This is a genomic window from Pseudomonas algeriensis (genome assembly GCF_048847255.1).
GTDB lineage: Bacteria > Pseudomonadota > Gammaproteobacteria > Pseudomonadales > Pseudomonadaceae > Aquipseudomonas.
Genome location: NZ_JBKKRK010000009.1, coordinates 110842 through 123165 on the forward strand (window position 1 = coordinate 110842; position 12324 = coordinate 123165).

Annotated in this window: 8 protein-coding genes; 6 read left to right on the forward strand and 2 right to left on the reverse strand. The window is 62.1% G+C overall.

What is annotated here, in order from left to right:
• Positions 1–157 precede the first annotated feature (157 nt).
• The 6 genes from ACLK1G_RS15520 to ACLK1G_RS15545 all read left to right on the forward strand — a co-directional run bounded on the left by ACLK1G_RS15520 (position 158) and on the right by ACLK1G_RS15545 (position 11135).
• Positions 158–2458 carry a YgiQ family radical SAM protein gene (locus ACLK1G_RS15520; protein ID WP_420766200.1) on the forward strand — a complete coding sequence of 767 codons (2301 nt, stop codon included), beginning with the start codon at positions 158–160 and terminating at the stop codon, positions 2456–2458.
• A gap of 301 nt (positions 2459–2759) precedes the next feature.
• The gene (ssp4, locus tag ACLK1G_RS15525) at positions 2760–3686 is read left to right on the forward strand and encodes an Ssp4 family T6SS effector (protein ID WP_420766201.1); all 927 of its coding nucleotides are present in this window, start codon (positions 2760–2762) and stop codon (positions 3684–3686) included.
• Positions 3683–4144: a hypothetical protein gene (locus ACLK1G_RS15530; protein ID WP_420766202.1), complete on the forward strand. Its 462-nt coding sequence runs from the start codon at positions 3683–3685 to the stop codon at positions 4142–4144. The genes ssp4 and ACLK1G_RS15530 overlap by 4 nt, the downstream gene beginning before the upstream one ends.
• A 175-nt stretch (positions 4145–4319) precedes the next feature.
• Entirely contained in the window at positions 4320–7613 is a 3294-nt protein-coding gene (locus ACLK1G_RS15535; RefSeq protein ID WP_420766203.1) for a transglutaminase family protein, read from the forward strand.
• A 142-nt stretch (positions 7614–7755) separates the two neighbouring features.
• Positions 7756–10242 (forward strand): circularly permuted type 2 ATP-grasp protein, encoded by a 2487-nt coding sequence (locus tag ACLK1G_RS15540; RefSeq protein ID WP_420766204.1) that lies wholly within the window; start codon positions 7756–7758, stop codon positions 10240–10242.
• Entirely contained in the window at positions 10242–11135 is an 894-nt protein-coding gene (locus ACLK1G_RS15545) for a transglutaminase family protein (protein ID WP_420766205.1), read from the forward strand. Before ACLK1G_RS15540 ends, ACLK1G_RS15545 begins: the two co-directional genes overlap by 1 nt.
• Before the next feature lie 121 nt (positions 11136–11256).
• On the opposite strand, the gene ACLK1G_RS15550 is transcribed toward ACLK1G_RS15545, so the two are convergent.
• Together ACLK1G_RS15550 and ACLK1G_RS15555 are read right to left on the reverse strand one after the other, a co-directional pair.
• Complete coding sequence (locus tag ACLK1G_RS15550) at positions 11257–11442, reverse strand: hypothetical protein (protein ID WP_420766206.1); 186 nt, start codon at positions 11440–11442, stop codon at positions 11257–11259.
• A 68-nt stretch (positions 11443–11510) separates the two neighbouring features.
• Positions 11511–12098, reverse strand: coding sequence for a cytokinin riboside 5'-monophosphate phosphoribohydrolase (locus ACLK1G_RS15555; protein ID WP_420766207.1), 588 nt, complete (start codon positions 12096–12098; stop codon positions 11511–11513).
• Positions 12099–12324: the final 226 nt, after the last annotated feature.

The following is a 12324-nucleotide window of genomic DNA, read 5'->3' on the forward strand; positions in this document are numbered from 1 at the left end:
GGGCTGCCAAGCAGACCCAGTTGTACTTGTAATCGAGCTGTGTGGGATATCCGGCGGCTGCGCAGCCGGACGGGAGCAAGCTCCCTCGCCACAATTGGTTATTTTTTGTGCTATATTCCGCGCCCGCGATTTTTCATCCTTTATACCGGTCATCGACATGCAAGCAGCCAAGCCGTTATTTGACTATCCCAAGTACTGGGCCGAATGTTTCGGCCCGGCGCCGTTCCTGCCCATGAGCAGGGAGGAGATGGATCAGCTCGGCTGGGATTCGTGCGACATCATCATCGTGACCGGTGATGCCTACGTCGATCACCCGTCGTTTGGCATGGCGATCATTGGTCGTTTGCTGGAAGCCCAGGGCTTTCGTGTCGGTATCATTGCGCAGCCGAACTGGCAGTCCAAAGACGATTTCATGAAGCTCGGCGAGCCCAACCTGTTTTTCGGTGTCGCGGCCGGCAACATGGACTCGATGATCAACCGCTACACCGCCGACAAGAAAATCCGTTCCGATGACGCCTACACCCCAGGTGGCCTGGCGGGCAAGCGGCCGGACCGTGCGAGCCTGGTCTATAGCCAGCGCTGCAAGGAAGCCTACAAGCACGTACCCATCGTGCTGGGCGGTATCGAAGCGTCCCTGCGCCGCATTGCTCACTACGATTATTGGCAGGACCGGGTGCGCAACTCGATCCTGATCGACGCCTGCGCCGACATCCTGCTCTACGGCAACGCCGAGCGAGCGATCGTCGAAGTCGCCCAGCGCCTGTCCTACGGCCACAAGATCGAAGACATCACCGATGTGCGTGGCACCGCCTTCATCCGCCGTGACACGCCGCAAGGCTGGTATGAAGTCGATTCCACGCGCATCGACCGTCCGGGCAAGATCGACAAGATCATCAACCCGTACGTGAATACCCAGGACACCGCTGCTTGCGCCATCGAGCAAGAGAAGGGGCCGGTTGAGGACCCGAGCGAAGCCAAGGTCGTGCAGATCCTGGCGAGCCCGAAGATGACCCGCGACAAGACCGTGATCCGCCTGCCGTCGGTGGAAAAGGTCCGTGGCGACGCGGTGCTCTACGCCCACGCCAACCGTGTGTTGCACCTGGAAACCAACCCGGGGAACGCCCGTGCGCTGGTGCAGAAGCACGGCGAAGTCGACGTCTGGTTCAACCCGCCGCCCATTCCGATGACCACCGAAGAAATGGATTACGTGTTTGGCATGCCTTACGCACGTGTTCCTCATCCAGCGTACGGCAAGGAGAAAATCCCGGCCTACGAGATGATCCGTTTCTCGGTGAACATCATGCGCGGCTGCTTTGGTGGCTGCACCTTCTGCTCGATCACCGAGCACGAAGGGCGGATTATCCAGAACCGTTCCGAAGAGTCGATCATTCGCGAGATCGAAGAGATCCGCGACAAGGTTCCAGGCTTCACCGGTGTCATCTCCGACCTCGGCGGCCCGACCGCGAACATGTACCGCATCGCCTGCAAGAGCCCGGAAATCGAATCCGCGTGCCGCAAGCCGTCCTGCGTGTTCCCCGGCATCTGCCCGAACCTGAACACCGACCATTCTTCGCTGATCCAGCTGTACCGCAGCGCCCGGGCCTTGCCTGGGGTGAAGAAGATCCTGATTGCCTCCGGCCTGCGTTACGACCTGGCGGTCGAGTCGCCGGAATACGTCAAGGAGCTGGTGACGCACCACGTCGGCGGTTACCTGAAGATCGCCCCGGAGCATACCGAGGAAGGCCCGCTCAACCAGATGATGAAGCCGGGCATTGGCAGCTATGACAAGTTCAAGCGGATGTTCGAGAAGTACACCAAGGAAGCGGGGAAAGAGCAGTACCTGATTCCGTACTTCATTGCCGCCCACCCAGGCACCACCGACGAAGACATGATGAACCTGGCGCTGTGGCTCAAGGGCAACGGCTTCCGCGCCGACCAGGTGCAGGCGTTCTATCCGTCGCCGATGGCCACGGCCACCGCCATGTATCACTCGGGCAAGAACCCGTTGCGCAAGGTGACCTACAAGAGCGACGCGGTGACCATCGTCAAGAGCGAGGACCAGCGCCGTCTGCACAAGGCCTTCCTGCGCTATCACGACCCGAAAGGCTGGCCGATGCTGCGCGAGGCGCTGACCCGCATGGGCCGCGCCGACCTGATCGGGCCGGGCAAGCATCAGTTGATCCCGCTGCATCAGCCCTCGACCGACAGCTACCAGAGCGCTCGTCGCAAGAACTCGACGCCGGCTGGGAGCCACAAAGTGGGCAAGGAAACCACGAAGATCCTGACCCAGCACACCGGCCTGCCTCCGCGCGCCAGTGATGGCGGCAATGCCTGGGACAAGCGCGAGCAGGCCAAGGCCGCCGCGTTCGCCCGCAACCAGAAGGCCGCCAAGGAGCGCAAGGACGCGGCCAAGGGCAAGGGGCCCAAGCCGGCGCGCAAGCCTGTCGTGCCGCGCTGATCATCCCGCCACCTCGTAAAACGCCAGCTTAAATGCTGGCGTTTTGCTTTCTAGCGGGCGTGCTGGCTGTTTGTTATCGTGGCGACCGCCAACGGCGTGACGGCGGATGCATAGCTTTTTGTGGCGAGGGAGCTTGCTCCCGCTGGGCTGCGAAGCGGCCCCAACAATCCCATGCAATGTTCCCAGGCAGACCGTGCCGGCCGGTTTACGACGGCTTCGCCGCCGAGCGGGAGCAAGCTCCCTCGCCACAGGGGTTCAGCGTGGAAAGAATTAAATCCATCGATTTTCAAGGACGATTCATATGAGCAGCGCTACAACGGGCATCGGCATGGACCTGAACTTCTCCCAGTTCATGGCCCGCAAACGCATTGAAAGCCAGGTCAACCTGCCACGTCTTTTCGCCGCCATCGATGCCGACCCCAACATTGCCGGGGCGGGCGTGGTGTACATCGATTCCGAGTACAACGTAGTGACGCTGCGCGAATTCAAGCCGATTTGCAGCATCGCGCCCAAGCGAATCATCTTGCGCGAGGCCAAGAAGTACATCGCCCCGCAGCAATTCATCGATCAGGTAAAAAGCAGCCCGCGTGAGTCAAAGCTCGGGACTGAGTCGATGAATGCCGGTTTTTCCTGTGTCGCCGCTGTCATCGGTTGGGTGGTGGTGTTCAGTGGGAGCGTCGCTGTGCCGTTTACGGCGGGGGCCAGTGCCTTTGTCGTTGCGCTGGGCGCCGCTGCCGCGACGGCCAGTACCGCGCAATGCGTCATAGGCGGGATGCGGGTGGCGAATGAGTTGACCAATCCTACTGGCAACGATGAGATGAACGACGCCGATTGGTACAACATCGTAAGCCCCATTCTTGACGGTGTTTCCCTTGTCGGCGTCGGTGGCTCGGCTCTCACGACTGTTCGGCTGCTAAAGGCCAGCAAAGCAGCGGGCACCGGGAAGAGCTGGTATCAGTTGCTCAAAGGCCTGAGTCGTCAGGAGCGCAGTAAACTGACCAAGGAATTGTTGACCCTGAAAGATCCGAGTCTTACCGCCAAGCTGCTTAAACTGCAGCAACGAGCGGGCGCCTTGCCCAAGCGTTATTCCTCCGCTGAAATCAGGCATGCCACGCTGACTCAGATAAAGGATTCTCTCGGCGGCGCTTTGGGGATCATCGGCAGTTATACCGGTGATGGCGCCGTGAAGACTGTTGCCGTCGGGCTGTATGAGGAGTTCACGGAATGATCGGCGGCGGATCACTGAGGCAGTTCCTCGCCCGTTATTTTCCGGTGTTCATGGGGGCGATCTTTCTGGGCTGCTTTTCCGGGTCTACGCTGCTCGTTTTGTGCGCAGGTACTTATTGGCGTGCCTTGGAGCCTTCCGTCAGGAGCAACTACGTTGGTCTCGGCACTTTGGCTCTAGTGAGTGTCCTGGTCTTGGGCAATCTCATGATCGCACGCGGGCGCGCCTGGGCGATCTGGTGCGTGGCGGGTTATTTCCTCGCTTGCCTGGCGGCGGTGCTGCCGACGTTCGCTTATGGACCGCACCAAGGTGTTTACGTGTTTGCAGTGCTGTTGCCGCTACTGGGGCTATTGCTGCTCAATAGCAAACGCCACCGGGAAATGCGCAGCGAACTCATCGAAATCCGTCACCAACGCGAACGCATCATCCAGTCCGCCAAGGCCTCGCGCCCGCGCCGCTGAGTCGATTCGCTACCCTCTGCGCCGCATTTATGTGCGGCCTTCGCAGATCAATACAGGCATCGCGCGGTTTTAGTGCTCTACTGCCCTGAGTAGAGGTTGAAAGTGTCCGGCCTGCCTGCATGGCATAAGTCTTGCGCCGCTTTCGATAACGCCCAGGCTCCGCAGGAGGCACGCCGTGTCGATCCATGTCGCTTTGCACCATGTCACACACTATCGCTACGAGCGCGCTGTCGAACTCGGTCCACAGATCGTTCGCCTGCGTCCGGCGGCCCATAGCCGCACGCGCATTCTTTCGTACGCGCTGAAGGTTTCCCCCGATCAGCATTTCATCAATTGGCAGCAGGATCCCCAGGGCAATTACCTCGCGCGGCTGGTGTTCCCGGAAAAGACAGATGAGCTGCGGGTGGAGGTCGATCTGGTCGCCGAGATGGCGGTGTTCAATCCGTTCGATTTTTTCCTCGAGCCTTACGCCGAGAAAATCCCGTTCACCTATGCGGCTGACGAAAAACACGAGCTGATGCCCTACCTGGAAAAGCTTCCGCTGACGCCGAAATTCAAGGCGTATCTGGACGGCGTCGACCGCACGCCGTTGCCAGCGGTGGACTTTCTGGTGGCGCTCAACCAGCGCCTGAGCGAAGACATCAACTACCTGATCCGCATGGAGCCGGGCGTGCAGACGCCGGAGCATACGTTGGAGCACGCGTCCGGCTCCTGTCGCGACTCGGCCTGGCTGCTGGTGCAGCTGTTGCGTCACTTGGGCCTGGCGGCGCGTTTTGTCTCCGGTTACTTGATCCAGCTGACCGCCGATGTGAAAAGCCTCGACGGCCCGTCCGGTACGGAAGTGGATTTCACCGACCTGCATGCCTGGTGCGAAGTGTACCTGCCCGGCGCCGGATGGATCGGCCTCGATGCCACGTCCGGGTTGTTCGCCGGCGAAGGGCATATCCCGTTGGCGTGTAGTCCTGATCCGTCCTCGGCGGCGCCCATCAGTGGCCTGGTGGAACCGTGCGAGTGTGAGTTCAGCCACGAGATGTCCGTCGAGCGAATCTGGGAAGCGCCACGGGTCACCAAACCCTACACCGAAGAACAATGGCTGGCGATCCAGGCGTTGGGTCGGCAGATCGATGCGGACCTGCAGGAAGGTGACGTGCGCCTGACCATGGGCGGTGAGCCGACCTTCGTTTCCATCGATGACCCGGACGGCGCCGAGTGGAACACCGCGGCGCTTGGACCGGACAAGCGCCGCCTCAGCGCCGAATTGTTCCAGCGCATGCGCGAACATTACGCGCCGCAGGGGCTGGTGCATTTCGGCCAGGGCAAGTGGTACCCCGGCGAGCAATTGCCGCGGTGGTCGCTCAACTGCTATTGGCGGCGTGACGGGGTGCCGATCTGGCACGACAGCGCGTTGATTGCCGACGAGAAAAAAGACTACGGCGCCGATGGCGAATTGGCTGGGCGTTTTCTGGCGAGTGTCGCTGAACGCTTGAAAATTCCCACGCAATTCGTGTTTCCCGCCTACGAGGATAATTTCCATTATCTCTGGCGCGAAGGCTCGTTGCCTTCGAACGTGACGGCTGAGGATTCCCGTCTGGAAGACCCGTTGGAGCGGGCGCGATTGCGCAAGGTCTTCAGTCAGGGGCTGGGCAAGGTGATCGGTCAGGTCCTGCCGCTGGCACGCACCGCCAAGGGCGACCAATGGCAAAGCGGGCGCTGGTACCTGCGCGACGATCATTGCCGGCTGGTGCCGGGGGATTCGCCACTGGGCTACCGTCTGCCGCTGGCGTCTCAGCCGTGGGTGACGGCGGCCGAATATCCGTTCATCCACCCCACCGACCCGAACCAGGATTTGCCCGAGCTACCCGACACCGAGCAGTTGAAGCATCACGGCGAGCCGGCGCTGGAACAGGAGCGCGTGCCAAAGGTCGACGAATCGGCCGATTGGCTGACCCGCACCGCCTTCTGCGCAGAGGCCAGGGAAGGGCGGCTGTACCTGTTCATGCCACCGCTGGAGCGGGTCGAGGATTACCTGGAGTTGGTCAGCGCCATCGAAGCGACGGCGCAGGAACTGGGTTGCCCTGTTTTGTTGGAGGGCTACGAGCCACCGAGCGATCCGCGCCTGAGCAATTTTCGTATCACGCCAGACCCAGGTGTCATCGAGGTCAACGTGCAGCCTTCGGCAACTTGGGAAGAATTGGTCGAGCGCACCGAGTTTCTTTACGAGCAAGCGCGACTGAACCGGCTGACCACCGAGAAATTCCTGATCGATGGCCGGCACACCGGCACCGGTGGCGGTAACCATTTCGTACTGGGCGGCGCGACACCGGCAGATTCACCGTTCCTGCGGCGCCCGGACTTGCTGCGCAGCCTGATCAGCTACTGGCACAACCACCCGTCATTGTCCTACCTGTTTTCCGGATTGTTCATCGGCCCGACATCCCAGGCACCGCGCGTGGACGAGGCGCGCAACGATGCGTTGTATGAGCTGGAAATAGCCTTCGCGCAAATGCCACAGCCCGGCGACGAATGCCCGCCGTGGTTGGTGGATCGGCTGCTGCGCAACCTGCTGATCGACGTCACCGGCAACACCCATCGCGCCGAGTTTTGCATCGACAAGCTCTATTCGCCGGACGGCGCCACCGGACGGCTCGGCTTGCTGGAGCTGCGCGCTTTCGAAATGCCGCCCCACGCGCGCATGAGCCTGACCCAGCAATTGCTGTTGCGGGCGTTGGTGGCGCGGTTCTGGCGCGAGCCCTATGCACCGGCCAAACTGGCGCGCTGGGGCACCGAGCTGCATGATCGTTTCCTGCTGCCGCACTTCATCGAGCAGGATTTTGCCGAGGTCATCGAAGAGTTGAATGGCGCCGGCTACCCGCTGCGTGCCGAGTGGTTCGCCGCGCACCTGGAGTTTCGCTTTCCCAAAGTGGGCGACTACGCAGTCAACGGTGTCGAGCTGCAGTTGCGCCAGGCGCTGGAGCCTTGGCATGTGCTGGGGGAAGAGGGCTCGGCGGGCGGCACGGTGCGTTATGTGGACTCGTCCCTGGAGCGGTTGCAGATCAAGCTTACGGGGCTGGCGCCACAACGTTACCTGCTGACCTGCAATGGCGTGCCGGTGCCGTTGCAGCCCACCGGCCGGGTGGGGGAGTTTGTCGCCGGGGTACGTTTCCGTGCGTGGCAACCGTTCAACTGCTTGCAGCCGACCATCCCGGTCCATGCGCCGTTGGTCTTCGATGTGCTCGACACCTGGATGCAGCGCTCCCTGGGCGGCTGCCAATACCACGTGGCGCATCCGGGCGGGCGCAACTATGACAGCCTGCCTGTCAACGCCAACGAAGCGGAGAGCCGGCGGATGGCGCGATTCTTCCGTATCGGACATACGCCCGGAAAATTGCCGATACCCAGCCTGGCGGTGGATGACGAGTTTCCCTTCACGCTCGATCTGCGACGCTTTCACCGGACCTCAAAAAGCTAGCTGGACCTTCTGGCGGGGGGATAAATCCCCTCGCCACGATTGCACTCTGAAAACCCAGGTCGGATCCAACACAAACACACCTATCCGGGCGTCATGCGCTTGCGCTAGTCTCACCTATCATCGCTGTCCTGCCGAGCTTTCCATGCCTGACCTGCTTGACCGTTACCCGCTGACGACGGGCACCTATCACGAACTGCTGGACGGCAGCGGTGCGGTGCGTGCGCACTGGCAACGGCTGTTCGACCAGTTGCAGCGCAGCACGCCGGGCCAATTGGTCCAGCGCCAGGCACTGCTGGCAAGGCAGATCCAGGAAAACGGTGTCACCTATAACGTCTATGCCGACCCTAAGGGCGCCGACCGGCCGTGGGAGCTGGACCTTCTGCCCCACGTCATCGACGCCCAGGAATGGAAGCAGTTGTCGGCCGGCATTGCCCAGCGCGCGCGTTTGCTCAATGCGGTACTGGCCGACCTGTACGGACCGCAGCGGCTGATCAGTGAAGGGCTGCTGCCAGCGGAGCTGGTCTTCGGACACAACAATTTCCTCTGGCCTTGCCAGGGCATCGCTCCGCCGGACGGTGATTTCCTGCACTTGTATGCCGTGGATCTGGCGCGTGCGCCCGACGGCCGCTGGTGGGTCACCGCTGATCGGACCCAGGCGCCCTCAGGGGCGGGTTATGCGCTGGAAAACCGCATGATCGTCTCTCGTGCCTTTCCCGATCTCTATCGCGACCTGAAGGTGCGGCATCTGTCCGGTTTCTTCCGCACCTTGCAGGAAACCCTGGCGCGACAGGCCCCCAGCGATGGCGAGCCGCCGCTGGTGGTATTGCTCACGCCGGGACGATTCAACGAAAGCTATTTCGAACATCTCTACCTGGCGCGCCAACTCGGCTATCCCCTTGTGGAGGGCGGTGACCTGACCGTTCGGGACGCCACGGTGTACCTCAAGACCCTCAGCGGCCTGCGCCGGGTTCACGCGATCATGCGTCGGCTCGACGACGATTTCTGCGACCCCCTGGAGTTACGCACCGATTCGGCCCTTGGCGTACCCGGATTGCTGGACGCGGTGCGCCAGGGCCGGGTACTGGTGGCCAATGCCCTGGGCAGTGGCGTGCTGGAGTCGCCAGGTCTGCTGGGCTTCCTGCCGCGGATCAACCAGTATCTGTTCGGCGAAGAACTGCTGCTGCCCTCCATCGCCACCTGGTGGTGCGGCGAGCCGCCGGTGCTGGCCCAGGCGCTGGAGAAATTGCCCCAGTTGTTGATCAAGCCGGCGTTTCCTTCCCAGAGTTTCGCACCGGTGTTCGGCCGCGATCTGAACGAGGAGCAGCGCGGCCAGCTGGCGGCGCGCATGCAGGCGCGGCCCTATGCGTATGTCGCGCAAGAGTTGGCGCAACTATCCCAGGCTCCGGTGTGGCAGGCCGAACACGGTCAGCTCCAGCCCCGGGCGATCGGCATGCGCGTGTATGCCGTAGCGGGAAAAGACGATTATCGGGTCTTGTCCGGCGGCCTGGCCCGAGTGGCCGCCGAGGCCGATGCCGAAGTGGTATCGATGCAGCGCGGCGGTGCCAGCAAGGACACCTGGGTGCTTGGAGAGCAGGCACCCGGCGGCGAGCAATGGAAGGCCCAGCGTACCGTGGGTGTTCACGACCTGGTGCGGCGTGATCCATACCTGCCCTCCCGGGTGGTGGAAAACCTGTTCTGGTTCGGTCGCTACTGCGAGCGTTGCGATGACAGTGCGCGTCTTTTGCGGATCATGTTGGCGCGGTACGTCGATGGCGATGACCCCCAGGCCTTGCAATCGGCGGTGTCTCTGGGCGAAAGCCTGATGTTGTTGCCTGAGGAGGGGGCATTGCCCGAGCGCTTGCTGGCTGCAGTTCTGGGGGATGACTGGTCGTTCAGCCTGCGCTCCAACCTGCAGCGCTTGCAGTGGGCGGCCTCGCAGGTGCGCGGCAAGCTGTCGCGGGAGAACTGGCAGGCACTGGTGGAGTTGCAGCGTGAAGCCATGGAGCTGGAAACCAGCGAGCCGGATTTCGGCGAGCTGTTGGATTTCCTCAACCGCCTGGTGATGTCCCTGGCCGCATTGTCGGGGTTCGCCCTGGACGACATGACGCGCGACGAGGGTTGGCGTTTTCTCATGATCGGCCGACGCCTGGAGCGCTTGCAATTTCTCAGCAGCAGCCTGGCGGCGTTCCTGCGGGGCGAGGCGGTATTCGATCAGGCCGGGCTGGAATGGTTGTTGGAATTGGGCAACAGCAGTATCACGTACCGCTCGCGTTATCTGGCGGTGGCGCAGTTGATTCCGGTGCTCGACCTGTTGTTGCTGGACGAACAGAACCCCCACGCGGTGCTCTTCCAATTGAAACTGGTGGCGCGCACCCTCAAGCGCTTGAACGATGATTTTGCCGCGCCGAGGGAAACCGCCCTGCCGGAGTTGGTGGCGCGCCTTTCGCGGTTCGACTTGCGGTGCCTGGAGAATCCGCTGTTCGGTGAGGCCAGCTTGCGCGCGGCGGTCGATGGCCTGGCCGATCTGTTACAGGAAGTCGCCGACGTCAGCGCCCAGGTCTCCGATCGCCTGGCCTTGCGACACTTCGCCCACGTTGACGATGTCAGCCAACGCACGGTATCCGTCTGATGAGTGCCCGTTACCAGATCCTCCACGACACCCATTATCACTACGACAGCCCGGTGTCCCTCGCGCAGCAACTGGCTCATCTATGGCCGAGACACTGCGAATGGCAGCGCTGTACCGAGCAACAGCTGTCCATCAGCCCGGAGCCGACGACCCGCCGTGACGAACACGATGTATTCGGCAACCCGCTGACCCGCCTGGCTTTCGAGCGGCCTCACGATGAGCTGCTGGTCAACGCCCGGCTGAGCGTCGAGGTGCTGGCGCGGCCCGCGCTGGATTTCAACCTGTCGCCGGCCTGGGAGTCGACCGGTAACGCCCTGACCTACAGTGGCCGGCCCCTGACGGCACAATGGATGGACGCGTGCCGCTACCGTTTCGAATCACCCTACGTGCATCTCAAGCGCAGCTTCGTCGAGTTTTCCGAGAGCTGTTTCCCGGCCGGCCGACCGTTGATGGTCGGTGTGCGGGCGCTGATGGAAAAAATCTTCGAGGAGTTCACCTTCGATGCCGAGGCCACCCAGGTCGCGACACCGCTGGTAGAAGTGCTGGAGCGACGCCGGGGTGTCTGTCAGGACTTCGCCCATCTGATGTTGGCCTGCGTGCGTTCCCGCGGGTTGGCGGCGCGGTATGTCAGTGGCTACCTGCTGACCCAGCCACCGCCCGGCCAGGCCCGGCTGATCGGCGCCGATGCGTCACACGCCTGGGTCTCGGTGTTCTGCCCGGTGCTGGGCTGGGTGGACTTCGACCCGACCAACAACGTGCAGCCGGCGCTGGAACACATCACCTTGGCCTGGGGGCGGGATTTTTCCGATGTGTCGCCGCTGCGCGGGGTGATCCTGGGGGGCGGTACCCATGATCCGGATGTTCGGGTGACGGTGATGCCGCTGGAGTCATAAGAAGATCCATCGTGGGAGCGAGCCTTCTCGCCAAAGCGGCGGTTCAGCCAGCATGGAAGTGCCAGGCAAACCGTCATCGCGAGCAAGCTCGCTTCCACAGGGCATCGGCGGATCGCTGGATTCAGGCGTCGGGTGCCTGGTCTTTCGGCGCATCCACATCGTGTTCGGCCGCCACGTCGCCGTCGCTGTCCGGGTTCAGGGCCGCTTCTTCGGCCGAAGCCTTCTTGCGCTGGAGCTTCTCCTCTTTCTTCTGCTCCTTGGCCAGGTCTCTTTGACGTTTGGCGAAGGAATAATTGGGTTTAGCCATGGGCGATCCTCTGGGGTCGAAGGTGAGGTTGAGCGGCGCGTATTCTGCCCTGTATCGGGACCGAGCCGTTAGCTTGGTTTTTGTTCGGCCCACTTTGGCTGCACGGACGGTTGCCATTCGTCCAGCGCATCGAGCAGTGTGTGCGTAGATTCGCTCACCTGCAGCATGTCACGATGCGGCGCGCGGACGAAGCCTTCGCCGACGATATGATCGAGGAAACCGGTGAGCTTGCTGTAGAAACCGTTCACTTCCAGCAGCCCCAGCGGCTTGCCGTGATAACCGAGCTGACCCCAGGTCCAGACTTCGAACAGTTCCTCCAGGGTGCCGAGCCCGCCGGGCAAGGCGATGAAGGCGTCGCTGAGCTCAGCCATGCGGGCCTTGCGCGCGTGCATGCCGTCTACCACTTCAAGGCGCGTCAGGCCGCTGTGACCGATTTCCTTGTCTTTCAAACTTTGCGGGATGATGCCAATCACTTCGCCGCCAGCGGCGAGGGCTGCATCGGCAACGACACCCATAAGACCGACCGCGCCACCGCCGTAGACCAAGGTGAGTTTTCGTTCGGCCAAAGCACGGCCCAGGGCCTGGGCCGCTTCCAGATAGGCCGGGTGGCTGCCGGTGCTGGCGCCGCAAAATACACAAACAGACGCTATGGACATGCTTCACTCCGCGATTCGATGACCGGACCAGGGTAAAGCCTGCCCTTTGTTGCGCAAAGAATTAAACCTCGCGGCGAGGTTTTTCATAGGTGCCACTGGCACCGCAGGCGTAGGCGGCGAGCAAGCTGAATAACAGGCTGTTGAGGTTCATGACCAGCACTCCAGGGTTGATGGGACAGATCTTAGAGGTGCGTCATACTTCTGGCCGGTTGATTCTGTCCATCAG

Coding starts and splice junctions, on each gene's coding strand:
- ACLK1G_RS15520 (WP_420766200.1), top strand. CDS start 158: ATGCAAGCAGCCAAGCCGTTATTTGACTATCCCAAGTACTGGGCCGAA.
- ACLK1G_RS15545 (WP_420766205.1), top strand. CDS start 10,242: ATGAGTGCCCGTTACCAGATCCTCCACGACACCCATTATCACTACGAC.
- ACLK1G_RS15530 (WP_420766202.1), top strand. CDS start 3,683: ATGATCGGCGGCGGATCACTGAGGCAGTTCCTCGCCCGTTATTTTCCG.
- ACLK1G_RS15555 (WP_420766207.1), bottom strand. CDS start 12,098: ATGTCCATAGCGTCTGTTTGTGTATTTTGCGGCGCCAGCACCGGCAGC.
- ACLK1G_RS15540 (WP_420766204.1), top strand. CDS start 7,756: ATGCCTGACCTGCTTGACCGTTACCCGCTGACGACGGGCACCTATCAC.
- ACLK1G_RS15550 (WP_420766206.1), bottom strand. CDS start 11,442: ATGGCTAAACCCAATTATTCCTTCGCCAAACGTCAAAGAGACCTGGCC.
- ssp4 (WP_420766201.1), top strand. CDS start 2,760: ATGAGCAGCGCTACAACGGGCATCGGCATGGACCTGAACTTCTCCCAG.